We start from the raw sequence: 23,775 nt of genomic DNA, 5'->3' as shown, positions 1-23,775 counted from the left end.
CACGGGCCACTTGCCACGTGCCAATCTGAACGGAGACCGGTCATGCCTTCCTCGATGCCTTCGCTGTCATCCGCCGGCGATAGCCCTCACCGGCTGCCGCGCTGGCTGCACTGGGTCGCGTTGTTGCTGCTGTGCGCGGCCTACCTGCAGGGCGGACTGGTCAAGCTGTTCGACTTTCCCAGCGCGATGGCCGAGATGCAGCACTTCGGCCTGTCGCCGGCTGGCCCGCTGGCGGCGGGAACCATCGCGCTGGAACTGGGCGCATCGGCCATGATCCTGAGCGGACGCGGCCGTTGGCTCGGCGCGCTGGCGCTGGCCGCATTCACACTGGCAGCGACATTCCTGGCCAACAGCTTCTGGAACGCTCCGCCCGATGCCCGTTTCGGCATGGCCAATGCATTCTTCGAGCACCTGGGTCTGGTCGGCGGCTTCGTGCTGGTGGCCTGGCATGACCTGCGAGCGTAGAGACGACAGATAGTCCACATGACGCAATCCGCCTCGACGGCAAACGCTCCCGCCTCCACAGGTACCTTCGCGCCGCTTGCGCAATCGACCTTCGCGGTCCTGTGGGTAGCGACGATCCTCGGCAATATCGGCAGCTTCATGCGCGACGTGGCCAGCGCATGGCTGGCCACCGACCTGTCGACCTCGCCGGCTGCGGTGGCCACCATCCAGGCCGCATCGACGCTACCGGTGTTCCTGCTTGCGATTCCCGCCGGTGTGCTGTCCGACATCCTTGACCGCCGCCGCTTCCTGATCGTGATCCAGCTCTGTCTGGCCTTGGTCAGCGGCTCGCTGATGCTGCTGGCATGGCGACAGTCGCTGACGATCGAACTCCTGATCGCGCTGGCGTTCGCCGGCGGCATCGGTTCGGCGATGATGGGGCCGACCTGGCAGTCGATCGTGCCGGAACTGGTTCCCGCCAACACGCTGCGGCAGGCCGTGGCGCTCAACTCGCTTGGCGTGAACATCGCGCGCGCCATCGGGCCGGCCACCGGCGGCCTGCTGCTGGCTGCGTTCGGCGCGGCCGCAACTTATGGAGCGGACCTGCTCAGCTACGTGTTCGTGGTTGCCGCATTGATCTGGTGGCATCGGCCCCAGCGACCGGTCGACCCGCTACGCGAGCACTTCTTCAGCGCGGCCCGCGCCGGGCTGCGTTTCACGCGGGCGCACAGCAAGCTCCATGTCGTGCTGGCCCGTACCGCCGTGCATTTCGCGTTCGGCAGCAGTGTGTGGGCACTGTTGCCGCTCGTGGCGCGCAAGCTGCTCCATGGCAGCGCGGGGCTCTACGGCGTGATGCTCGGGGCGGTCGGGCTGGGCGCAATTCTTGGCGCGTTGCTCATGCCGCGTCTGCAGAAGCGGCTCGACGCCGACGGGATGGTGCTGCTGTCCGCCATCGTCACGGCCGTCGTGATGGCCGCGCTCTCCGTCGCGCCACCCGTCTGGCTGGCGCTGGTGCTGCTGTTGCTGTTGGGCGCGGCATGGATCATGGCGCTGACCACGTTCGGCGGCGTGGCGCAAGCCATCCTGCCCAACTGGGTGCGTGGCCGCGCGCTGGCGGTCTACCAGATGGTCTTCAACGGCGCGCTGGCCGGTGGCAGCCTGCTCTGGGGCTTCGTGGCGCAGGCGCTCGGCACGCCCCCCGCGCTGCTGATCGCCGGCTCGGGCCTGGTAGTCGCCGCGCTGGCGCTGCACCGGCTGCGTCTGCCGCACGGCGAAGACGACCTTGGCCCGGCCGGCCACTGGCCCGAGCCCGAAATGGCCGACGAGATCGCGCACGATCGCGGCCCGGTGATGATCCTGATCGAGTACCTGATTGCCCCGGCCAACCGGGACGGCTTCCTGCACGCCGTGCACCGGCTCTCCGAAGAGCGGCTGCGCGATGGCGCATTCAGTTGGGGCGTGATGGAAGACCCCACCAATCCCGAATTGATGACCGAGTGGTTTCTGGTCGAGTCATGGGCCGAGCACCTGCGGCAACACCGCCGCGTGCCGAACGCCGATGCCGACCTGCAGCGAGAAGTGACCGCGTTCCATGGTGGCACGACGCCACCGCGTGTGCGGCATCTGCTGGGCGTGGGACTGCCACCGAACAAGCGATGACGCACCTGCCGCCCCCCCCTGTTTCCTATGACCCGTTTCGTATTGCGACATATCGTGAGGCTCGCATGAAGCTCTATCTGATCTCATTGGGCGCCGGCATCCTGGTCGGCATCATCTACGCGCTGATGCAGGTCCGCTCGCCCGCCCCGCCAGCGGTGGCCCTGATCGGCCTGCTCGGTATGCTTATCGGCGAGCAGGTAGTACCGCCGATCAAGCGCATGATCGCGGGGGAGCCCGTCACCGTGGCGTGGTTCCACCAGGAATGCATGCCGAAGATCACGGGCACGCCCGGCCCGACACTGGCCGCGGCCGACACCAAGGAGAGCAAGCCGGAGCAATGAGGGCCCCATTGAGGCCAATGTCCGGAGCACCGTGTGACTGCCCTTCCCCTAATCGCGATCGTTGACGATGACGCCTCCGTCAGGGACGCCATGGGGCAACTGGTGCGTTCGTTCGACCTGGCCGTGGAACTCTACGCCAGCGGGCAGGCACTGCTGCAGTCCGCTTCGATCGGGCGTATCCGGTGCGTGGTCTGCGACGTGCGAATGCCGGGCATCGACGGGTTCGCGCTCTGCACGGCGCTGCGCGCGCTCGGGCTCGATGTGCCGGTCATCCTCATGACCGCCTATGCCCAGGATGGCGAGGAACAGCGCGCCCTTGACGTGGGCGCCACCGGATTCCTCGGCAAGCCGTTTCAGGAGAGAGAATTGCTCCGGTGCCTGGCGCGTGCGCTGGCCAGCGGCGAGAGTGGGTCGGGGATCTGACGCGCGGGCTATCCGGCGTCGTCCTGCACCAGCCCGAGAGACTGGGCCATGATGACCAGTTCGGCGAAAGTGCGGGCCTGCATCTTGCGCATGGCGTGACCGCGATAGATCTTGACCGTGGCCTCGCTGATGCCGAGGTCGTCGGCGATCTGCTTGTTCATCAGGCCACGCGCCGCCAGTTGCATGACTTCCTGCTCCCGGCCGGTCAGGGTGTCGAAATGGTCGCGAAGCTGCCGGCTCTGCGCCTCGGCCTCGCGCTGCGCCCGGTCGCGCTGCAAAGCCTCGTCAACGGCGTCGAGCAGGTCCTGGTCGCGGAATGGCTTGGCGATGAAGTTGACGGCGCCGGCCTTCATGGCCGCCACCGTCATCGGGACGTCACCTCGGCCGGAGATGAATACGATCGACGCATGGCGGCCCGCCCGGTTGAGCGTGGCCTGCAGGTCGAGGCCGCTCGCGCCATGCAGATGCACATCGAGCACGATGCAGGTGGGCCGATCCGGAATGCCGTGCGCGAGCAACTCCTCGGCCGAGGCGAACGACTCCGCCGCTAGTCCCGCCGAGCGGAACAGGCTGGATAGCGCCACGCGCACATCCTGATCGTCATCGACGACCAGCACCGCGCTTTCTTCACTTTCACCACCCTCTTCGATCCTGTCGCGCATCATGGCGATCCTGGGGGCATTTGTTCCGGGAAGTGGGATTATCGGCGCTTTGCCCTGAAATGCAAGCGGCCACGCGATCCGCCCCGGGTGTTCTGCCCCGGGACGCATCGACGTGGCCGTTGCGTGTCACCAGCTACCGGCGAGAAGCCGGTCTGAGGTCTACGGTCAGGTCTCCTTCTTGCCGATGAACACCATGCGTAGCGCCGGCACGATCACCAGCAGCATGATCGGCCCGATCAACATGCCGCCCACCACCACGGTGGCCAGCGGACGCTGCACCTGGCTGCCGATTCCGGTGGAGATGGCCGCCGGCAGCAAGCCGATACATGCCGAAAGCGCTGTCATCAGCATCGGGCGCATCCGCTGCTGGGCCGCCTGCGACATCGCCGCTTCGGACTTCAGCCCCTGTTCACGCAACTGGTTGTAGTAGGTGATCATCAGGATGCCGTCCATGACCGATACCCCGAACAGCGAGACGAAGCCGATGGCCGCCGAGATACTGAAATCCAGACCGGTCACGAACAGCGCGATCACGCCCCCGGCGATGGCGAACGGAATGCCCGCGAGCGTCATGACGCTGTCCCGCAGCGAGTTGAACAGACCGTACAGCAGCACCATGATCATCACGATGCTGATCGGCACGATCAGCGCAAGCCGCTTCTTCGCCAGTTCCAGTTGCTCGAACTCGCCCGCCCACTGGATGCGGTAGCCCTCGGGTAGCTTGATCTTGCTGGCGATACGCGCCTGCGCTTCCGCCACCGTGCTGCCCAGGTCGCGGTCACGCACGCTGAACTTGATCGGGATGTATCGCTGGTTGCGCTCGTGATAGATGTACGACGCCCCGGTATCCAGTGATATGTCCGCCAACGCGCTCAACGGAATATAGGCATTCGCGCCATCCGCTGTCTGGTACGCCACCTTGATGTTGCGGATCGCGTCGATACTGCCGCGATACTCGGGCGCCATACGCACCGTCAGCGAGAACTGCCGGTCGCCTTCGAGCACGGTCGTCGCCTGCGTGCCACCCAGCGCGGCCTCCACCACCGAGTTGACATCGCCGGTGTTAAGCCCGTAACGCGCCGCCGCCTCGCGGTTGATCTTGATGTTCAGGTTGGGCTGACCCAGCACGCGGAACACGCCAAGGTCCGACACGCCCCGGATCTCCTTCATCTCGTGCAGCACCTGGTCGGCCAGCTTCTCGAGCGTGGGCAGGTCGCGGCCGACGATCTTCACCGAGTTCGCGCCCTTCACGCCGGAAAGGCCTTCCTGGACATTGTCCTGGATGTACTGCGAGAAATTCAGCGAGATCCCTGTGAACTCGTTGGCGAACTCCTTCTGCACCTGCGCGACCAGCTTGTCCTTGGTCATGCCCGCCGGCCATTCATCCATCGGCTTGAGCGGTACGAAGAACTCCGCGTTGAAGAAGCCCGCCGCATCGCTGCCATCGTCTGGACGGCCATGCTGGGACACCACCGTCGCCACTTCAGGATGCGACAGCAGGATCTTGCGCATTCGCGCCACTGACGGCACGCCGGCCTCCAGCGAAACGGTTGGCGGCATGGTGGCGCGAATCCAGAGGTTGCCCTCTTCCAACGCCGGCAGGAACTCGGTGCCCAGCAGCGGCATCAACGCCCCCGTCACCGCCAGCACGCCGGCGCCAATCGCCACCGACAGCTTCTTGTTGCCAAGCGACCATTTGAGCGCGGGCTCATAGATACGATGCAGCCAGCGCACCAGGATGGTTTCCTTCTCCTCGATGTGCTTGGGCAGCAGATAGGTGCACAGCACCGGCGTCACCGTGAACGTGGCGATCAGCGCGCCCAGCAGCGCATAGCCATAGGTACGCGCCATCGGCCCGAAGATCTGCCCTTCCACACCCTGCATCGTGAACAGCGGGACGAACGCCGCCACCGTGATGGCCGCCGAGAAAAACACCGCCTTGTCCACCTGCAGCGCGCTCACGAAGATCATGCGGATGCGGTCCGTGATACCCGCGCCCTTGCCGATCGCCCGCGCGTCCCGACTCATCAGCAGTCGCTGCTGATCCGCCAGCGGCATCTGGAAGTTCCGGAATATGTTCTCCACCAGAATCACCGAGGAGTCCACGATGATCCCGAAGTCGACCGCCCCCACCGACAAGAGGTTGGCGGATTCTCCCAGCATCACCAGGATCATGATGCTGAAGAAGAGCGCGAACGGTATGTTGACGCTGACGATCACCGCGCTGCGCAGATCGCCCAGGAATACCCACTGGATGAAGAACACCAGCAGACAGCCGAACAGCAGGCTGTGCAGCACCGTGTGCGTGGTGACCGAGACCAGCGTCGAACGGTCGTAGTACGGCTCCATCTTCACGCCGGCAGGCAGCGTGCCGTCGCTGTTGATCTTGTCGATCTCGGCCTTGACGCGCGCCACCACCTCGTTGGTTTGCAGCGTCCGGTTCATCACGACGATGGCAGTGACCACGTCGTCCTGGTTGTCACGCCCGGAGCGACCCAGGCGCGGCGTGAAGCCGATCTTGACCTTGGCGACGTCCTTGACCTGCACGGGCACGCCATTGTGCTGTGTCAGCACCACCTGTTCGATGTCCTTGGTGTCCTCGATCAGGCCTACGCCACGTATGTTGACCGACTGCTGTCCAAGGTTGATGGTCCGGCCGCCAACGTTGATGTTGGCGTTACCCAGCGCGGAGATCATCTGCTGCAGCGTGATGTTGTACGCGTCGAGCTTGTGCAGGTCGGCCTCGACGTCGTACTCCTTGGTCGTGCCACCCCAGCTCACCACCTGCGCCACGCCCGGCACCGTCTTCAGTCGCCGTTCGAGCACCCAGTCCTGCAGCGTGCGCAGATTTGTCAGCCCGAAGTGCGCCGGCCCCCTGAGCTGGTAGCGGTAGATTTCACCGACCAGGCTCGACGCCTGGATCTGCGGCTGCACGTTGTTCGGCAGGCTGACGTTCTGCTGCAGGTTGAGCGCGGCCTGCGTATAGGCGAAGTAGTAGTCGACGCCGTACTTGAACGTCACCCGCACGAACGACAGGCCGTAAAACGAGGTCGAGCGGATGCTTTCCACGCCCGGCGTGGCGGCCAGCCCCACTTCCATGGGCACCGTGTAGTAGCGCTCCATCTCCTCGGCGGACAAGCCCGGCGCCTGCGCGGTGATCTCGAGAATCACCGGTGCGGGGTTCGGATAGGCTTCGATGTTCAGCTTCGAGTAGGCGAACAAGCCGGCCCCGGCAAATACCAGGAGGAAAAGCAGAATGAGCGGCCGTCGCGTCAGCGACAACCGAAGTACGTTCCTGAGCACGGAGGCCTCGTCTTCGAATTCTTCGGGATGACTGGGGAGCGGTCGATACGCTTACTGAGCGGCCAGTGCCGCGGCATTGCTCAGGAACAATGCCCCTTCGCTCGCCACAAGCTCGCCCGGCGCAAGGCCGCTGAGAATCTGCACCAGACCGTCCTGGGTCTGTCCGACCGTGACCACGCGGCGCTCGAAGCGGCGCTGATCCGTGGTCGTCCATACGGTCATCGTGCCGTCGCCTTCGCGCACCAGACCATCGGCGGCGACCGCCGCGGAATGATCTGGCTCACCGGTGCGTATCGAGAAGGATGTGATCATCCCCGGCCGCAGTTCGTGCTTCGGGTCCTTGACCTCGGAACGGACCATCAGACGGTGCGTGGCGGAGTCGATGGACGCACCCGTCGTCGTGATGGTTCCGGCGAACTCCCGCCCCGGAAAGGCCATCGCATGGACCTTGACTGCCTGTCCCACCTTCAGCAGCGGGCTGTCTGCTTCGGTCACGAATGCCTGCATCCAGACCGTGGAGATATCGGAAACCGTGATTGGTGCCGGGCTGTTGCCGGGCTGGACCAGCAGGCCCGGCTGTGCATTGCGCGCCGTCACGCGGCCCGCTATCGGGCTGAACACGGTCAGGACCGGATCGGTGCGACGTTGTTCGATGATGCGATCCATTTCGGACGCGCTCTTGCCGAAGATGGCGACGGCGTCGCGCGCTGCCTTGTAGGCGGCTTCCGCGGCCTGCTGATCGGAGATGGCCTGGTCGAGATCCTTCTGCGCGATACCCTGGATCTCAAAGAGCTGATGCGCGCGCTCCAGCGCCTTGGCATTGAGCTTGCGCGCGCCGGCTGCGGAGATCAGCGTCGATTCGGCCTGGACCAGATCCGGGCTCTCGATATCGAACAACGGTGCTCCCTTGGCCACGTCTTCGCCAACCTTGACGAACACGTTGCGGACCTTGCCCTGGTAGGCCGTGAACACCTGGACCGAGCGGTCCTGATTGAAGTCGATATTACCGACGGCTTCACGCTGGTTGGCGAACGCATAGTCTTGCACCGACACGACCTTGACCGTACCCATCTGGGTCTGGGTCAGCGTGACGGACGACCCGCGCGGCGCCACCTTGGGCGCCGACGGACCGCCCTGACCAAAGCCTTTCTCCGGGCCGTAGAGCGGGCTGGGCTGCGTCCACGCGTTGAATGCGAACATCAACCCCACCAGGACCACAGCGGTGGCGCCCCCGCCCAGGATGGCGGACTTGGCATCGAAACGCATGGACTAACCCTCTGGATTCTGAAAACTTGGGCAAATGATGAGAGTTCGCCGCGTCACGGTCTACTGTGATTAATGACAGTGGCCTGGCCGGCGCATCGCTCATAGAATCCGCCCAGCGCTACCAATAGCTCTACCAACAGCACCAGCCATCGCTTTGAGGTCACGGCCCATGCTGCCAGATCACCGCAGCCCTTCCATTCGTTCGAGAATCCCATTCGCCGGCACGGCTTGCGCCCTGGCCGTTTGCGGCGTTCTGACGGCGTGCGCCGTCGGCCCCAATTTCCAGACGCCCAAGGCGCCTGATGCCACCGCGTACACACCCAAGCCGCTGCCCACCGAGACGGCATCCGCGCCGGTGCAAGGCGGCGAAGCCCAGCGCTTCGTGGAAGGCATGCAGATCCCCGAGCAGTGGTGGAGCATGTTGCACTCGGAAAAGCTCGACCGCTTTATCGCGGCAGCGATGAAGGCCAATCCGACGGTGACGGCCGCGCAAGCAGCGCTGCGGCAGGCCCAGGCGCAAGTGCGCGCGCAGCAGGGCTTCTTCTTCCCGACCATCTCGGGTTCCTATTCGCCATCGCGGCAGCGCAATGCGGTAGGAACGATCTCGCCGACGCTGACGTCTGGCGATCCGCTCTTCAACCTGCACACGGCGGAACTGTCGATCAGCTACGCGCCCGATGTGTTCGGCCTGAACCGCCGACGGGTGGAATCGCTGCAGGCGCTCGAGGATGCGCAGCGTTTCGAGGTGGAGGCTACCTACCTGACGCTGGCATCGAACATCAGCCTGGCCGCTATCGAGGAAGCTTCGTTGCGCGCCCAGATCGACGCGCAACAACGCATCGTCGCCATCGAGACCAAGCTGTACAACCTGCTGCAGAAGCAATTCACGCTCGGGTTCGTCAGCGGTCTCGAAGTGGCCGCGGCCCGGGCCCAGCTTGCGCAAGCCGAGCAGGCATTGCCAGGACTGCGCAAGCAACTGGCCCTGCAGCGCGACCTGCTGGCTGCGCTGGCCGGCAAGCTGCCGGCCGATCCGCTCGACGCCGAGTTCACGTTCGACGATTTCAAGTTGCCGGCGGAACTTCCGGTGTCGCTGCCGTCTGAACTGGTGCGGCAGCGCCCGGACGTGCGCGCGGCCGAAGCCCAACTGCATTCGGCCACGGCGGAAGTCGGCGTGGCTATCGCCAACATGCTGCCGCAGCTCACCATCACTGGCTCATACGGCGGCACGGCCACCATGTTCAACCAGATGTTCAGCGCCGGCAACGTCTTCTGGAGCCTGGCGGGCAACGTCGCGCAAACCTTCTTCGCGGGCGGCACGATGCTGGCGCTCAAGCACGGCGCCGATGCCGCGCTCGTGCAGGCGGAGGCCCAGTACCGCAGCACCGTCATCAACGCGTTCCAGAACGTGGCCGATACGCTGCACGCGATCGACGCCGATGCGGAAACGCTGCGTGCGGCCATCACCTCGGAGCAGGCCGCGCGCACGACGCTGGAGATCACCGAGAAGCAACTGTCGAGCGGCTACGTCAATGTGCTGGCAGTGCTCAACGCCGAACAGACGATGCGCACGGCCACGCAGGCCACGGCACAGGCGCAGGCCGCGCGCTTCACGGATACCGTGGCGCTCTACCAGTCTCTGGGTGGCGGCTGGTGGAATCGCCAGGCCGAAGGTACGCAGGTGGGTGACGCGGGCAAGCCGGCCCGCGCCGAAGTCGCTACGCGCTGAGCGGCGCTGGCGCTGGCGCTTCTGGCAGCCTGAGCAAGAAGCGCGAGCCCGTGCCTTCCGCGCTTCGCACCGACACCGTGCCGCCATGCAATTCGGCGGCCAGCCGGACGATATAGAGACCCACGCCCGCGCCGGCGGTGCCGGTCACGTTGGCGCCACGCACATATCGCTCGAACACGTGGCCGAGATCCTTCTCCGGAATGCCGATGCCCTGGTCCGCGACGCAAATCAGGATCGCGCCCGATTCCATCGATACATCCACGCTGACCGGCGTCTTCGGCGGCGAGTACTTGACGGCATTCCCGATCAGATTGCTCACGGCCTGGAACAGCAAACGTGCATCGCCATGGAAAACCTCGGGTACGTCGGCGTGCCACTGCTCGACAATCTGCGCATCCGGCGAACTTTCGCGATGCATCTCGCAGACCTCGTGCACAAGCAGGTGTAACGAGAACTCCGTGCGTTGAAACGCCCCCGGTGTTGCCAGGTCAAGCACCTGCGATGCCCCGAGCATATCTTCGATCAGCGCGGTCATCCGCCGCACCGCCGCTCGGATTCTGCTCGAACGATCCTGCACCGCCTCAAGCGACAGCGGCGGCTTGATATGGCTCAGGCGCTGCGCGTAGCCGTCGATCACGGTCAACGGGGTACGGAATTCGTGCGACACCATCGACACGAAGTTGCGCTGCAGCTCCGCCATGCGCCGCTCGTTGGCCAGCGTGATTTCCAGCGTGCGGGCCTGCTCGGCCAGCGTGGCGCGGCTTTGCGCCAGCGCCACCGTGTTATCGCGGAACCGGACCACGGCGCGAGCGATCTCGCCCACTTCGTCGGGGCGCTCGGTCGATGGGATGTCGATCTCGGTTTCGTTGTCGGAGATCCGGTGCATCCGGTCAACCAGTTCCGCGATTGGATTGGTCACAGCCGTGACGAAGTAAAGCACGCCGGCAATCATCAGCAGCGCCGCCACGATGATCGCGTTCACGATCAGGTCCCTGGCATGCCGGTAGGCTACGGCCTCCGCCTGGGTAGCCTCGTTCGCACCGGTGACGTTGCGCTCGGTCAGCGTGGCCAGCGTGGCATTGGCCACAGTGAAGGCGCGTCGGGACTCCTGGTAGTAAAGCGCGATGGCGTCGGTCTTGTCATCGCGCTGGGAAAGCACCAGCACTCGGTTGGCCAGTTCGCGATATGCCCGCCACTGCTCGCTGAACTGCCGGTAGAGGTCCAGTTCGATGGGGTCATGCTCGATCGTTTCGTAGCGCCGTTTGGCATCCGCGATTTCTTCATCGAGTACCGCGAGCGAACCTTCCGCGCGCCCCCGATCCTTGCCGCGACGCGCGGTCAGCAGTTCACCCTCGGTAGCACGGAAGTCCGAGATGCTGTTGTTGAGATCGCCTGCGATGCGGTTGCTCAGCAGCCAGCGGCCACTGATCTCGGCCGCGACGTTGTGAAAGGCGCTGAGCCGGTTGATGCTGAAAGCGCCCAGCCCGATTACGAGCAGCAGGAACAGGACGAACACCAGCGACAGACGCACGCGCAATCGATTGAGCTGTGCCAGCGGGGCTACGGAAAGCCTGCCCACCGCTATCTTTCCCTCTGCGCTAGACAAGTGGCGCATACATTACCCTGAAGTTGCAAGATGCCGTTCGATTGACGGGTTGCGGCCCGCTCCCCTACAGTAGTGCCCCTACATGGTCACATCCGCAGACAATACTCCCCACCAGATTCTATGCATCGAAGACGATGCAGAGACCGCTACGCTCATCGCGGAAGAACTGACCGAGCGAGGCTTCGCCGTGACCGTCGCCCATGACGGCCAGGAAGGCTTTGCCGCCATTCTGCGCATGCCACCCGATCTTGTCCTGTGCGATGTGGGCATGCCTGTCATGGACGGCTTCGAGGTGCTCGCGAAACTGCGCGCGCTGGCCCCGCGCTATGCTGAAGTGCCTTTCGTTTTCCTAACCGCACTGGCCCAGCGCGATGCCGAACTCAAGGGACGCCGTCTGGGCGCGGACGACTACGTCGCCAAACCCGTGGATTTTGACATCCTTGAGAGCATTATCGAAGCGCGGCTGTCGCGCGCTGTCAAACCGCAACAACGCACCCCGCAGAACGTCACGCTGAGCGAGCGCGAGATCGAGGCGCTTTCATGGTCCGCGCGCGGCAAGACGTCGGGCGAGATCGCGACGATCCTGGGGCTGTCGAAGCGGACGGTCGATTTCCATATCGACCGCGCCAGGGAGAAACTGGGCGTGGCCACGCGGGTCGAAGCCGTGGTGCGCGCGGCCACCGAGGGGTTCATCAAACCGTAGGCGCCGATCAGTCGTCGTCGTGCCAGCGGTGCCATTCACGACGGCGGTACTCGTGCTCGCGCCATTCGTGCTCGCGCCACTCCCGGCCGCGCCAGCCATCGTAGTAGCCCGGCGCCACCACGACCGGCCGCGGTGCCACATAGACCGGAGGCGGCGGCGCGACATACACCGGGGCCGGTTGGTAGTAGACCGGCGCCGCCGGTGCCACAACGACACCGGGAATGCCGATGCCAATCCCTACATCCACGCGAGCCAGCGCGCTGCCCGATGCCAGTGCCGCCACGCCGGCCACGATGCCGGCAATCATGATTCGTTTCATATGCAGTACCTCCTGCGTGCAAGTCTATGAGCGCCCGGGTTCGTCTTGTCTTTGCGAACTGTTAGCGCGGTTATGACGTGTAACGGAGATATCCATCGAACGTTGACGAATCAGACACATCCTTGGCCGGAAGCTTTGTAAGGGATTGTTGCCGCGTTGCGCACTATGGCTACGCTAAGTCTTGTACGAAAGAATGGCTTCTCGTTTTCGCAGCGCCGCTGCTTAATGAAGACTTAATGCGGCCCTTGTACAACCTTAGCGCACGCACCGCGGCTTAATCCAGCCTTAAGACAACGAACATGCGATGAACACTTCCACCACACATCACGCACTCAGCAAGGTGCCCGAGATCACGCTGGGCTTCTGGCTCATCAAGATCGCCGCCACCACGCTTGGGGAAACCGGCGGCGATGCCTTGTCGATGTCGCTGAATCTCGGCTACCTCGTCAGCACGGCGATATTCGCGGTGGTATTCCTTGCCGCCGTTTCCGCGCAGATCCGCGCGCGCGCTTTCCGGCCCGCGCTGTACTGGTTGACCATCGTCGCCACGACCACCGTCGGCACCACGCTCGCGGACTTCGCGGACCGCTCGCTCGGCATCGGCTATGCCGGAGGCAGCGCACTGCTGCTGGCGCTGCTCCTGCTGTCGCTGGCCGCGTGGTATCGCTCGATGGGAACGGTGTCGGTGGACACGGTCAACTCGCCGAAGGCCGAGCTGTTCTACTGGGTGACGATCATGTTCTCGCAGACACTCGGCACGGCGCTGGGCGACTGGACCGCCGACACCATCGGCCTGGGCTATCTGGGCGGAATGCTCGTTTTCGTCACGCTGCTCGCGGCGCTTGCCGCGGCCTACTACTGGACCAGCATCTCGCGCACCCTGCTGTTCTGGGCCGCCTTTATCCTGACCCGTCCGCTCGGTGCCGTGGTCGGCGACTTTCTTGACAAGCCGCTGCAATCGGGTGGGCTGGCGCTGAGCCGCTTCTCGGCGTCGGCCGTGCTGGTCTCGTTCATGGTGATCTGCATCCTGCTGCTGCCCCAGCGGGCGGCGGCCCGCGCAAGCCATTGAGCGGCGCTATGATGCGTGATGTCGGACACCGTTGGCATGGAGAACGCGATGCGGGTGCTGCTGGTCGAGGATGACCGCATGATCGGACAGGTGGTGCAGGACGCCCTGAAGGACGCCTCCTGCGCCGCCGACTGTGTCGAGGATGGACAGGCCGCACTGGACGCGCTGGATCGCCAACACTATGACGTGGTCTTGCTGGATCTGGGCCTGCCACGCAAGAGCGGCCATGCGGTGCTGACTTCGCTGCGCGCGCGTGGCAGCGCCGTGCCGGTGCTGATCCTCACGGCGCGGGACGCACTCGAAGACCGCATCGGCGGGCTCGATGCGGGCGCCGACGATTATCTGGTCAAGCCATTCGAGATGGATGAACTGCTCGCGCGAATGCGGGCTGTGTGGCGCCGGAGAAGTGGTCTGGCGTCATCGGTGCTCGGCAATGGCCGCGTCTCGCTGGATCTGTCGACCCGGCAGGCCACCCTGACGGGCGGCGCGCCCCAGCAACTCACGAATCGCGAGTTCGCGCTGCTGCAGGCGTTGCTGGCACGCCCAGGCGCAATCCTGTCGCGTGCCGAGCTTGAAGAGCGCATCTATGGCTGGGGCGATGAAGTGGAAAGCAATGCGGTCGAGTTCCTGATCCACGGCCTGCGCAGGAAGCTTGGCAGCACCATCATCAGAAACGTCAGGGGGGTGGGATGGCAGGTGCCGAAGGAAGGCTGAAACACGCCGGGCCAAAGCACTCGGTCCAGCAACGGCTATCCCTCTGGGTATCGCTGGCGATCCTCGCGGTGGCGCTCATCGGCGGCATCTTTTCGTTTGCCTCCGCGTTCCGCGAAGCCAACATCATGCAGGACGACCTGCTGCGGCAGGTGTCGATGCTGTTCGACGCGCAGCATCTGCCCGCGCCCCATCTGGCGGACGCTGGCAGACTGCCGCACAGCGACGAGGAAGCCCGCGTCATTGTGCAGACCCTGTCACCGGGCGGTGACAGCGCCCGGCAGATACTGGCATTGCCCGCCAGCGCGCCCGATGGTCTCGGCACCTTCGAAGTCGACCACGAGTCCTACCGCGTGCTGATCCGGACGCTGCCGACCGGCCAACGCATTGCCGTTGCCCAGGAAACCGGCATGCGCGACGAGATCGCGCGCAACAGCGCACAAGTTACTGTGTTGCCGTTTCTGGTGCTCGTACCGGTGCTGCTGCTGATCGTGGCCTATCTGGTCCGCCAGATGTTCCGCCCCATCTCCACCCTTTCCACTGACATCGACCAGCGCGGCGAGCACGAACTGTATCCACTGCCGGAAGACGAGCTTCCCGCCGAAGTCCGTCCTTTCGTGGTGGCCATCAACCGGCTGCTGGCCCGTATCGCGCAGGCCATGGAGATGCAGCGCCGCTTCGTCGCCGACGCGGCGCACGAACTGCGCTCGCCGATGACCGCGCTATCGCTGCAGGCCGAACGGCTCGAACGCACCGAGATGCCCGAGGCGGCGCGCACCCGGCTGGCCACCCTGCGGCGCGGCATCGAACGCAGCCGCGCCCTGCTGGAACAGTTGCTGAGTCTCGCACGTGCCCAATCGGCAACCGCCGCGCCAGCGCCAGAGGAAAGCATCTCCGTGCGGCACGCCTTCCGGCGCGTGCTGGAAGACCTGATGCCACTGGCCGATTCGCGTCACATCGACATTGGCGCGGTTGGCGACACCGACGCGCAGGTGCCAATTCAGGAGGTGGAGCTGATCACGCTGCTCAAGAACCTCGTGGACAACGCCATCCGCTACACGCCCGAACACGGCCGCGTCGATCTGTCGGTGGAGACTTCCCCCAATGCGGTGGCGATGATCGTGACCGATTCCGGACCCGGCATCAGCGCGGAGGAACGAAGCAGGATCTTTGATCCGTTCTACCGGATTCCGGGCAACGACGCGCCCGGCTCCGGCCTTGGTCTCTCCATCGTCCGGGTCATTGCCGAGCGGGTGGGTGCCACGGTCGAGATCGACTACGCCGACGCGGCCGCGCGCCACGGCACGCGCGTGACGGTGCGCGTGCCGTGTGGTGACAACTGTGGTGGCAACTACGGTACCAACGAGAGCGGCGTCCGTCGGCAGCACGCGGCTGCCACCACGGATCAGCCGTTACCCTGAGCCTTGCCGACGGCCTCCGGCGCTGCGGCCGGCTTGCTGTCCGACTGGTTCTCCGGCGTCTTGCCCGGTTCATCCTCCCAGCTTCCGCCCAGCGCCTGCATCAGGCCCACGGTATCGGAGTACCGGCTCGCGCGCGCCTGTACCAGCGTGATCGCCGACTGCCGATACGTCTGCTCGGCCAGCATCACGGCCGGGTAACCGATCTGTCCGGCCTTCCACTGCGCCTGGGCGATGTTGAAGCTCCGGTACGCGGCACGCTCGGCATCCGATGCAGTGCGCAGTCCCCGCGCATCGGCCTCGATCGCATGCAGCGCGTCGGCCACCCCCTGATAGGCGGTCAGCACCGTGCTGCGGTACTGCGCAGATGCCTGCTTGTAGGCCGCCTCGGCCGCGCGCTGCTGGTGCAGCAGCATCCCTCCCTTGAAGATCGGCTGCATCAGGCCCGCGGAGATTCCCCAGAAGCCGGTGCCGGCCGTGAAGAGATCCCCAATCGCCTGCGACGAGCTACCGAGCGCGGCAGTCAGCGTGATATTGGGCAGGCGGGCCGCAGTGGCCACGCCGATCTGGGCGCTGGCCGCGTGCATCTGCGCTTCCGCCGCGCGAATATCGGGGCGCTGGCCAACCAGCCTCGACGGCAGGCTCAGCGGCAATGTCCCGGGCAGCGTCAGCGCTTCGAACTCGAACTGCTGCGGCACGGCATCGCTCGGCAACCGGCCCGTCAATGCCGCGAGCAGGTTGCGCTGCTGGGCGAGTTGCCGGTCCAGCGGCGGCAATGCCGCTTCCGCCTGCGCCAGCGTGGCTTCCTGTGCGGCGACCTCGGCGGCGCCGACCTGCCCTATGCGCTGCTGCTTGCGCACGGCCTCGAGCTGGCGCGTGGATAGCGCGATGACGTCTTGCGTCGCGCGGATCTGGGCGCGCAGCGAGGCTTCCTGGATCGCCGCATTGACGACGTTCGACGTCAGCGTCAGGTACGCGGCCTGCCACTGGAACCGCACAACATCGGCCTGCGCCACGCCTGACTCCACCTGCCGGCGCGTGCCGCCGAAGACGTCAGGCACATACGAGACACTCAACTGCGCCGTGTGCAGCGTGAACAGATCGCTGTTATCGGACAGCGGGCTCGCGATAATCTGGGCGATCTTCTGGCGCGACGGCGTGTACGACGCGTCAACGCTCGGAAAGAACGCGCCACGCTGCGCCGCCACGTTCTCCTGGGCCACGCGCAGCGCGGCCTCCATCGCCTGCAGGTCCGGGTTCGCGCGCAATGCGGCGTCCACCAGCGCGTTGAGTTCGCTGGAGCCAAACATCGTCCACCACTGCGCCGGTACATCCTGCCCCGGCGCGAAGCGCTGCGCCTGCCCATCCGGCGTGGATGCCGATGCGGTCTCCGCGGGCAATGTCGTCGCCGTGTAGCGATCGATCTCGGGCGCGGCCGGGCGCTGGAAGTCCGGGCCCACCGCGCAACCCGCGGTGGCCAGCGCCAGCAGCGTCGCCACGCTGATCGAAGTGATTCTAGCCATTACAAATCCCCTTCACTGGTGGGGCCGAACTGTACCGGCGGCTCCTCGCGCACCTGCTTCGCCGCGCGTGTCTCGATCAGGTAATACAACGCGGGCAACAGCACCAGCGTCAGCGCGGTTGCCGTGATCAGCCCGCCCACCACCACCGTGGCCAGCGGACGCTGCACGTCGCTGCCCAGCCCGTGCGCAAGCGCCGCCGGAATCAGGCCCAGCGCTGCCACGGTCGCAGTCATCAGCACCGGCCGCATCCGCTCGCCCGCGCCACGCACCACCGCTTCCTTCAGGCTCACGCCAGAGGTATCGCGCCACCGGTTCAGGTTGGCGATCATGATGATCGCGTTCAATTCCGCCACGCCGAACAGCGCGATGAAGCCAACCGCCGACGACACGTTCAGCGTCATCCCGCGCAGATGCAGCGCCACCAATCCGCCCAACGTTGCCAGCGGCACCGCCATCAGGATCAGCGCGGGCTGCCGCAGGTTCTTGAACTCGCCGAACAGCAGCACGAACATCAGCGCCAGCACCATCGGCAGGATCACCGCCAGACGTGCCTGGGCGCGCTGCTGGTTCTCGAACTGACCGCCCCATGCCACCTGGATATGGGTACGGTCGTACGGTACTTCCTTGTCGATACGCATCCGCGCCTCTTCAAGGAACGTCGACAGATCGCGGCCGCGCAGATTCAGGCGCACCGTCAGGTGCCGCTTGTTCATCTCGCGCGTGATCGTGGTCTCGCCTTCGGCCAGACGAATATGCGCCACCTGGGCCAGCGCCACATGCGCGCCATTGGCGGCCGTGAGCGTCAGGTTGCCGATTGCCTCGGGGTCGTTGCGCGAGCTGCCGATGAAGCGCGCCACCACGTTGTAGCTGCGGTCCTCGACAAACACCTGCGTGACGGGGCTGCCACCGATCCCTGTCTGGATCAGCGCCATCACGTCGGCCACATTGATGCCCAGCCGCGCGGCGGCGGCGCGATCGACATCGATACGCACCTGCGGCAGCGGCGGCTCCTGATCGATGATCACGTCCTGCGCGCCCGGCACCGTCTTCAGCAGCCGCGTGATCGCGGTGGCCACCTGCCGGGTCTCGGCGAAGTCGTTGCCGTACACCTTGACCACCAGGTCGCTGTGCGCGCCCGCCAGCTTGTCGAGCACACCGTCGATCATCGGCTGGGAGAAACCCACCTGAGTACCCGGCAGATCGCGGAAGCGCGTGGCCATGGCCTCGATCAGTTGCTGCTTGTCGCGGCCGGAGGTCCAGGTGCTATACGGGTGCAGCGTCACCGCGGTCTCGATATGTGACGGCGAGAACGGATCGGTACCCTCGTCGTTGCGGCCCACCTGCGTCACCACGTGTTCCACCTCCGGGAACTCCATCGTCGCGGCACGCAGGTTGTCGGCCATCTGGCCAGCCTTTTCGAGCGAGATGCCCGGCGGGAGCGTCACCTGCAGCCATATCGAGCCTTCGTCCAGATACGGCAGGAAGTCCCGCCCGATCGTCGCGCCGAGGATCATCACGCCGACCAGTGTGGCCACCGCGATGCCGATTGCCGTGCGCGTGCTGCCCACCAGCCGGTTCAGCACCGATTCATAGCGCGGCGCGAGCCAGACCAGCGCCGGGTTGTGAAACACCTTGCGCGGCTTGCGATAGGCCCAGTACGCCAGCCCCGGAATCAGCAGCAGCGCCACCAGCAACGCCCCGAACAGCGCGAAGCCCACGGCGAAGGCCATTGGCGAGAACAGCTTGTACTCGATGCGCTGGAACGCGAACAACGGCAGGTAGGCCGTGATGATCACGATCATGCCGAAGAAGATCGGGCGCGCCACCTGCAGCACCGACTGCATGATGTCTCGGCCATGCAGTTCTTTCTCCGCGTCCTCCTCGCGCCGGCGCAGGATGTTCTCCATCACCACGATGGCACCGTCCACGATGATGCCGAAGTCGATCGCGCCGAGCGAAAGCAGGTTCGCCGGGATCTTGAAGTGATGCATCAGGATAAACGCCATCAACAGCGACAGCGGGATCGTGACGGCCACGATGATCGCCGCGCGCGGGCTGCCCAGGAACAGCAGCAGCACCAGCGACACCAGGAACATGCCTTCCATCAGCGTCTTGCCCACGGTATGCACCGTGGCATCGACGAGATTGCTCCGGTCGATATACGGCACCACCTTGACGTCCTTGGGCAGGATGTTGTCGTTCAGGTCACGCACGGCGGCATGAACACCCTCCATCACGACCGACGGATTCTCGTTCTTGAGCAACAGCGTGATGCCCTGGATCGTGTCCGGATTGCGGTCCATGCCCAGGATGCCATGGCGCTGCGGGTTGCCGAGCACCACACGGCCAAGATCCTTCACCAGCACGGGCACGCCATTCTTCTGGGTGACAACGATGTTGCCCAGATCGTCCAGATTACGGATCAGGCCCACGCCGCGCACCACGAGCCCTTGCTCGCCACGATTCAGGATACTGCCGCCGGCGTTGGCATTGTTCTCGGAGATCGCCTGCGTGATCTGGTTCAGCGAGATGTTGTACTTCGACAGCATCACCGGATCGAACTCGAGCATGAACTGCGTGGTCAGGCCGCCGAAGTTGGCCACGTCCACCACGCCCGCCACCTGCTTCAGGCGCGGAATCACCTTCCAGAACTGGAGTTCCGACAGCTCGCGCAGATCGCGTGTCTTCGAGACGAGTGTGTAGCGGTAGATTTCACCGATCGGCGACGTCAGTGGGTCAAGCGACGGCTGCGCGCCGTACGGCAGTGAAACGCCGTTGATGCGCTCCTGCAGGCGCTGGCGCGACCAGTAGTCCTCCGCGCCGTCCTTGAACACCACGGTGATCAGGGACAGGCCGAACGTGCTCTTGGAGCGCATCACGTGCATGCCGGGCACGCCCATGATTTCGCGCTCGAGCGGGATTGTGATCTGCTGCTCGACTTCCTCGGCGGCCAGTCCGTTGACCTGCGTGACCACCTGCGAGGTGGTGTCGGCAATGTCCGGATACGCTTCCAGGGGCAGTTGCTTCCACGCGTACCAGCCGTACAGCGCGACCATCGCGAACACCAGCGCGACGATGCCGCGCCGGTTGAAGCACAGGGTAACAAGGCGCTCAATCATTCAGCAGCACCCCTTCCTTCACCACCACACGGTCTCCCGCGGACAGGCCCGACTTCACTTCCATACGGTCGCCGATTTGCGCGCCGAGCTTGATCACACGGGGCTCGAACTGCCACGGCGCCACTTCGACGAATGCGCGGGTGTAGAAGCCGCTCTGCACGATGGCCGACATCGGCACGACGATGCCTTCATGCGGCTGGGACAGGAACGTAGCCTGCGCGAACATGCCGGGACGGAGCCGTCCGTCGGGGTTGTCGAACACCATGCGCACCTTGGTCGTGCGCGTGTCCGCATCAAGGATCTGCCCGACATAGCGCACCTTGCCCGGCTGCGGATCGTCATAGGCGTCGAACTTGACGGTGGCCGACTGGCCGACATACACGTGGCCCAGATCCTTTTCCTGCGCGTTGGCCGTGACAAACACGTGCGAGAGATCGGCAACGGTCATCAGGGAGGCCGTGGTGTCGTTCCAATACGCGCCGGTCGCGGCATTGAGATCGACCACGCGCCCGTTGATCGGCGATCGCACGGTCAGGATGTGGCCGCCGCCCGCCTGCAACGTGCCGCCACCCTTGGCGCCAAGCTGCGCCAGACGCGCATCGGCGCGCTGGGATTCGCTGGCAGCCTGGTCATAGTCGCTCTGGGCCTGCTCGAAGTCGCGCTTTGCGGCGATCTCTGACTTGTCCAGTTCCCGCTGACGATCCAGGTTGCGGCGTGCCATTGTCATGGCCGCGCGGGCCTTGGCGGCGTCGCTGTTGGCCTGCGCGAGATCGGCCGAATCGATCGTGAACAGCACGTCGCCAGCCTTGACCTCGTCGCCAAGCTGCTTGTTCAGGCTGACGATACGGCCGGCCAGCGGCGGCAGCACTTTCACGAGCTTGGCCGGATCGGCGTCGACCATGGCCGGCAGATTGAACGGTGCAGCCACGGTTTCGCGCGTGGCGGGCGCGACGGCCAAGGTGCGGCGCAATGGCGACTCGGCCGGGACTACCAGGCGCTCGCCTTCATGACGCAGGGCGACGGGCGGGTCCGCGCGCTTCTGTTCGGCCTTGGCGCGCATCGTCCAGACACCAGCACCGCCGAGACCCAGTATGACCGCCGCGGCAAGCCAGTAGACAACGCGCCCGGGAAAGGCTGGCTTGTTTTTCATCATTCACTCCGATGCTGATGTTTCAAAAGATATGGAATCGCCACATGCGGGAATTTGCCGCCAATGGTACGCACGCAAGCCCCCGTGCACTCTGAATTCTTCTTCAGGCAGGGCCGTATGCGTAACATGCGGAAAAGTCGGCTGATAGAATCAGACCCGACCCGGAAAGGCGAACCCATGAGGATCCTATTGGTAGATGACGACCAGAAGGCAGCGCGACTGCTGGCCCGTGGTCTGCAAGAAGAAGGTTATGACGTGGAGACCGCCCATTCGGTTGACGTGGCGGCGGCTCACAATTGTTACGCGTTCAGTCTGCTGATTCTCGACTGGATGCTCCCGGGCAAAAGTGGCGTCGAGTTCTGCCGGGAATTGCGCGAGCAGGGCGTGCGCACGCCGATCCTGATGCTGACGGCGCGCGATGCAATCAATGACCGCATCACCGGGCTGGACACGGGCGCCGACGACTATCTGACCAAACCCTTCGTCTTTGAGGAACTGCTCGCGCACGTGCGGGCCCTGCTGCGGCGTGTGGAGCTGGCCCAACCCGCCCCGATCACGCTGGACGACCTTGTCATCGACCCGCAGACCCGTGGCGTCACGCGGGCCGGCGCGCGGCTCGATCTCACGCCGAAGGAGTACGCGATCCTCATCCTGCTGGTGACGCACGCCGGGGAGATCGTCAGCCGGGCACAGCTTGCGGAACACATCTGGCACGCGGACCTGATCGCCATCGACAACCTGATCGACGTGCACATGAAGAACCTGCGCCGCAAGCTCGACCCACCGGGCATGGCGGCGCTGATCCAGACCGTGCGGGGCCAGGGCTTCCGCATCTCGCCATCGGGGGCCCTCTGACGTGCTGAACTTCCGGCAGCGGCTGGTCCTGACCCACTGGACCGTCATCGTGGTGATCGTGGCCTGCTCGGCGTTGGCCGGGTGGTGGCAGCTATCGCGCCTGGTGCACGGGCAGCTCGACGCGGCGCTGCTGACACTGGCCGATACCGAGGCCGGCATGCAGGTGGAGAGCCACGGGCAACCGGTCCGCGTGCACGAGCGCCCGCCCGGGTCAGCCCCGCCATCGCTAGTGCGCCTGGACCGGCTGGTGCAGATCGTCAATGCCAGGGGCGAAATCCTGGCCCGCAGCTCAAACCTGGGCGACGCCATGCTGCCCGCTCCGCCCGCGCTGCTCGACGAACTCGCGTCCGGGGGGCAGGCGGTCTTTCAGACGCTGCCGAGCTTTGGGGAAGAGCCGCTGCGCATGGTGTCCCTACCCGCCGTGGCAAACGGCAAGCCCGTGGTGATCCAGGTGGCGGGATCGCTGGACGATGTGCACAACGTGCTGGAGTCGGCCACGATCCTGTTCGGCATCATGGCCGCCGCACTGCTGGCCGCCGTGGGCGCCGCCGGCAGCGTGCTGACGCGGCGCGCGTTCCGTGGCATCAACGACGTGGTGAAGCAAGCCCGGCTCATCGGCGATGCCAACCTTGGCGAACGCCTGCCGCACCCCGGCACAACGGACGAAATCGGCCAGCTCGTCGATACGCTGAACGCGATGCTGGACCGGCTCGAGCAGGCTTTCGACCAGCAGCGGCGCTTCACGGCCGACGCCTCGCACGAACTGCGCTCGCCGCTTTCCCGCCTGCGCACCGAGATCGAAGTGACGTTGCGGCGGCCGCGCGAGAGCCAGGAGTACGTGGACACGCTGCGCTCCTGCCTGGATGAAGTGGGCCGCCTGACCCGGCTGATCGAGGAACTGCTGATGCTGGCCCGCTTCGACGCGGGGCAGGATCGCCAGGCTGGCGAGCCACAGGCACTGGATGCGCTGATCGCGGAAACGCTGTTGCGCGCCGGCCCAGCCGCCCGTGAACGGCAGGTCGAACTGGTGGCACGCAGCGAAGCGGTGGGCGGCGCCAAGGTGCCGCACGGATCGGTGGGGCTGGTGCTGGCCAATCTGGTGGACAACGCGCTCAAGTTCTCGCCACAGGGCAGCAAGATCGTGGTGGACTGCGCCGCCGACGCGCACCAGGCCACATTGCGCGTCACCGACGAAGGCCCCGGCATCCCTCCGGACGAGTTGCCCTTCCTGTTCGACCGCTTCTTCCGTGGCGCTGGCGCGCGCGCGTCCGAGAACGAGGGAGTGGGTCTTGGCCTGGCCCTGTCGCAATCGATCATCCATGCCCAGGGCGGGCATATCGAGGCCGCCAACGGGCCCGACGGCGGCGCGGTGTTCACGGTCAGGATTCCGCTGGCGCCGCGTGAAGCCGGTTCCTGAAGAAGAATTCAGTGTACGGAGCAGCACCCCGTCGATACACTGCGTCCCATCAAAGCTCGCC

19 protein-coding genes are annotated in these 23,775 nt (G+C 65.3%); 11 read left to right on the top strand and 8 right to left on the bottom strand.

Going from position 1 to position 23,775, the window contains the following annotated elements; translation table 11 throughout:
- Positions 1 to 42 precede the first annotated feature (42 nt).
- The 4 genes from WD006_RS09865 (at position 43) to WD006_RS09850 (ending at position 2,867) form a co-directional block, all read left to right on the top strand.
- Complete coding sequence (locus WD006_RS09865; RefSeq protein WP_008651870.1) at positions 43 to 465, top strand: DoxX family protein; 423 nt, start codon at positions 43 to 45, stop codon at positions 463 to 465.
- 18 nt (positions 466 to 483) lie between these two features.
- Complete coding sequence (locus WD006_RS09860; protein WP_029307051.1) at positions 484 to 2,103, top strand: MFS transporter; 1,620 nt, start codon at positions 484 to 486, stop codon at positions 2,101 to 2,103.
- A 65-nt stretch (positions 2,104 to 2,168) separates the two neighbouring features.
- Positions 2,169 to 2,444 (top strand): XapX domain-containing protein, encoded by a 276-nt coding sequence (locus tag WD006_RS09855; RefSeq protein ID WP_008651867.1) that lies wholly within the window; start codon positions 2,169 to 2,171, stop codon positions 2,442 to 2,444.
- Positions 2,445 to 2,477: 33 nt separating this feature from the next.
- On the top strand, positions 2,478 to 2,867 hold the full coding sequence (locus WD006_RS09850; RefSeq protein ID WP_375198930.1) for a response regulator transcription factor: 390 nt from the start codon (positions 2,478 to 2,480) through the stop codon (positions 2,865 to 2,867).
- Positions 2,868 to 2,875: 8 nt separating this feature from the next.
- Here WD006_RS09850 and WD006_RS09845 read toward each other — a convergent pair whose 3' ends face one another.
- The 3 genes from WD006_RS09845 to WD006_RS09835 form a co-directional block, all read right to left on the bottom strand.
- Positions 2,876 to 3,532: a response regulator transcription factor gene (locus tag WD006_RS09845; protein WP_029307049.1), complete on the bottom strand. Its 657-nt coding sequence runs from the start codon at positions 3,530 to 3,532 to the stop codon at positions 2,876 to 2,878.
- Positions 3,533 to 3,694: 162 nt separating this feature from the next.
- Positions 3,695 to 6,832 carry an efflux RND transporter permease subunit gene (locus WD006_RS09840; RefSeq protein ID WP_024570014.1) on the bottom strand — a complete coding sequence of 1,046 codons (3,138 nt, stop codon included), beginning with the start codon at positions 6,830 to 6,832 and terminating at the stop codon, positions 3,695 to 3,697.
- A gap of 51 nt (positions 6,833 to 6,883) precedes the next feature.
- Positions 6,884 to 8,098 carry an efflux RND transporter periplasmic adaptor subunit gene (locus WD006_RS09835; RefSeq protein ID WP_011519723.1) on the bottom strand — a complete coding sequence of 405 codons (1,215 nt, stop codon included), beginning with the start codon at positions 8,096 to 8,098 and terminating at the stop codon, positions 6,884 to 6,886.
- Between the two features lie 169 nt (positions 8,099 to 8,267).
- Between WD006_RS09835 and WD006_RS09830 the strand changes: the two genes are divergently transcribed.
- Positions 8,268 to 9,824: an efflux transporter outer membrane subunit gene (locus tag WD006_RS09830; RefSeq protein WP_029307048.1), complete on the top strand. Its 1,557-nt coding sequence runs from the start codon at positions 8,268 to 8,270 to the stop codon at positions 9,822 to 9,824.
- Here the strand turns inward: WD006_RS09830 and WD006_RS09825 are convergent.
- On the bottom strand, positions 9,814 to 11,439 hold the full coding sequence (locus WD006_RS09825) for a sensor histidine kinase (RefSeq protein ID WP_049799810.1): 1,626 nt from the start codon (positions 11,437 to 11,439) through the stop codon (positions 9,814 to 9,816). The two genes, WD006_RS09830 and WD006_RS09825, sit on opposite strands and share 11 nt — an antisense overlap.
- Before the next feature lie 73 nt (positions 11,440 to 11,512).
- Between WD006_RS09825 and WD006_RS09820 the strand changes: the two genes are divergently transcribed.
- Positions 11,513 to 12,133, top strand: a complete 621-nt coding sequence (locus WD006_RS09820; protein WP_011519726.1) for a response regulator transcription factor — start codon at positions 11,513 to 11,515, stop codon at positions 12,131 to 12,133.
- Between the two features lie 7 nt (positions 12,134 to 12,140).
- Here the strand turns inward: WD006_RS09820 and WD006_RS09815 are convergent, their stop codons facing one another.
- Positions 12,141 to 12,452: a hypothetical protein gene (locus tag WD006_RS09815; RefSeq protein ID WP_008651852.1), complete on the bottom strand. Its 312-nt coding sequence runs from the start codon at positions 12,450 to 12,452 to the stop codon at positions 12,141 to 12,143.
- A 304-nt stretch (positions 12,453 to 12,756) separates the two neighbouring features.
- On the opposite strand from WD006_RS09815, the gene WD006_RS09810 reads away from it, so the two are divergent.
- From WD006_RS09810 to WD006_RS09800, 3 genes are read left to right on the top strand one after another with little or no spacing between them, the layout of a single operon-like run.
- Positions 12,757 to 13,521 (top strand): COG4705 family protein, encoded by a 765-nt coding sequence (locus WD006_RS09810; protein WP_029307047.1) that lies wholly within the window; start codon positions 12,757 to 12,759, stop codon positions 13,519 to 13,521.
- 48 nt (positions 13,522 to 13,569) lie between these two features.
- The gene (locus WD006_RS09805; RefSeq protein ID WP_029307046.1) at positions 13,570 to 14,235 is read left to right on the top strand and encodes a response regulator; all 666 of its coding nucleotides are present in this window, start codon (positions 13,570 to 13,572) and stop codon (positions 14,233 to 14,235) included.
- Positions 14,211 to 15,653, top strand: coding sequence for an ATP-binding protein (locus WD006_RS09800; RefSeq protein WP_029307045.1), 1,443 nt, complete (start codon positions 14,211 to 14,213; stop codon positions 15,651 to 15,653). The genes WD006_RS09805 and WD006_RS09800 overlap by 25 nt, the downstream gene beginning before the upstream one ends.
- Here WD006_RS09800 and WD006_RS09795 read toward each other — a convergent pair.
- The 3 genes from WD006_RS09795 to zneB are packed head-to-tail and all read right to left on the bottom strand — an operon-like array spanning position 15,638 to position 21,442.
- Positions 15,638 to 17,173 carry an efflux transporter outer membrane subunit gene (locus WD006_RS09795; RefSeq protein WP_035832327.1) on the bottom strand — a complete coding sequence of 512 codons (1,536 nt, stop codon included), beginning with the start codon at positions 17,171 to 17,173 and terminating at the stop codon, positions 15,638 to 15,640. The two genes, WD006_RS09800 and WD006_RS09795, sit on opposite strands and share 16 nt — an antisense overlap.
- A complete protein-coding gene (locus WD006_RS09790; protein ID WP_375198931.1) occupies positions 17,173 to 20,292 on the bottom strand; it encodes an efflux RND transporter permease subunit in 3,120 nt (1,039 codons plus the stop codon). The genes WD006_RS09795 and WD006_RS09790 overlap by 1 nt, the downstream gene beginning before the upstream one ends.
- The gene (gene zneB, locus WD006_RS09785; RefSeq protein WP_029307043.1) at positions 20,285 to 21,442 is read right to left on the bottom strand and encodes a zinc efflux RND transporter periplasmic adaptor subunit ZneB; all 1,158 of its coding nucleotides are present in this window, start codon (positions 21,440 to 21,442) and stop codon (positions 20,285 to 20,287) included. The genes WD006_RS09790 and zneB overlap by 8 nt, the downstream gene beginning before the upstream one ends.
- Before the next feature lie 177 nt (positions 21,443 to 21,619).
- On the opposite strand from zneB, the gene WD006_RS09780 reads away from it, so the two are divergent.
- Together WD006_RS09780 and WD006_RS09775 are read left to right on the top strand one after the other, a co-directional pair.
- Entirely contained in the window at positions 21,620 to 22,297 is a 678-nt protein-coding gene (locus WD006_RS09780; protein ID WP_029307042.1) for a response regulator transcription factor, read from the top strand.
- A gap of 1 nt (position 22,298) precedes the next feature.
- Positions 22,299 to 23,714 (top strand): sensor histidine kinase, encoded by a 1,416-nt coding sequence (locus WD006_RS09775; protein ID WP_029307041.1) that lies wholly within the window; start codon positions 22,299 to 22,301, stop codon positions 23,712 to 23,714.
- The last annotated feature ends 61 nt before the right edge of the window (positions 23,715 to 23,775 follow it).

This window comes from Cupriavidus sp. Met-2, assembly GCF_049843575.1.
GTDB classification, from domain to species: Bacteria; Pseudomonadota; Gammaproteobacteria; order Burkholderiales; family Burkholderiaceae; genus Cupriavidus; species Cupriavidus metallidurans.
Note: the sequence above shows the minus strand (reverse complement) of the source record. Positions and strands in the feature narration are given on the sequence as shown.

Coding starts and splice junctions, on each gene's coding strand:
- WD006_RS09790 (WP_375198931.1), bottom strand. CDS start 20,292: ATGATTGAGCGCCTTGTTACCCTGTGCTTCAACCGGCGCGGCATCGTC.
- WD006_RS09830 (WP_029307048.1), top strand. CDS start 8,268: ATGCTGCCAGATCACCGCAGCCCTTCCATTCGTTCGAGAATCCCATTC.
- WD006_RS09795 (WP_035832327.1), bottom strand. CDS start 17,173: ATGGCTAGAATCACTTCGATCAGCGTGGCGACGCTGCTGGCGCTGGCC.
- WD006_RS09780 (WP_029307042.1), top strand. CDS start 21,620: ATGAGGATCCTATTGGTAGATGACGACCAGAAGGCAGCGCGACTGCTG.
- WD006_RS09815 (WP_008651852.1), bottom strand. CDS start 12,452: ATGAAACGAATCATGATTGCCGGCATCGTGGCCGGCGTGGCGGCACTG.
- WD006_RS09855 (WP_008651867.1), top strand. CDS start 2,169: ATGAAGCTCTATCTGATCTCATTGGGCGCCGGCATCCTGGTCGGCATC.
- zneB (WP_029307043.1), bottom strand. CDS start 21,442: ATGAAAAACAAGCCAGCCTTTCCCGGGCGCGTTGTCTACTGGCTTGCC.
- WD006_RS09835 (WP_011519723.1), bottom strand. CDS start 8,098: ATGCGTTTCGATGCCAAGTCCGCCATCCTGGGCGGGGGCGCCACCGCT.
- WD006_RS09805 (WP_029307046.1), top strand. CDS start 13,570: ATGCGGGTGCTGCTGGTCGAGGATGACCGCATGATCGGACAGGTGGTG.
- WD006_RS09825 (WP_049799810.1), bottom strand. CDS start 11,439: ATGCGCCACTTGTCTAGCGCAGAGGGAAAGATAGCGGTGGGCAGGCTT.
- WD006_RS09860 (WP_029307051.1), top strand. CDS start 484: ATGACGCAATCCGCCTCGACGGCAAACGCTCCCGCCTCCACAGGTACC.
- WD006_RS09800 (WP_029307045.1), top strand. CDS start 14,211: ATGGCAGGTGCCGAAGGAAGGCTGAAACACGCCGGGCCAAAGCACTCG.
- WD006_RS09820 (WP_011519726.1), top strand. CDS start 11,513: ATGGTCACATCCGCAGACAATACTCCCCACCAGATTCTATGCATCGAA.
- WD006_RS09865 (WP_008651870.1), top strand. CDS start 43: ATGCCTTCCTCGATGCCTTCGCTGTCATCCGCCGGCGATAGCCCTCAC.
- WD006_RS09845 (WP_029307049.1), bottom strand. CDS start 3,532: ATGATGCGCGACAGGATCGAAGAGGGTGGTGAAAGTGAAGAAAGCGCG.
- WD006_RS09810 (WP_029307047.1), top strand. CDS start 12,757: ATGAACACTTCCACCACACATCACGCACTCAGCAAGGTGCCCGAGATC.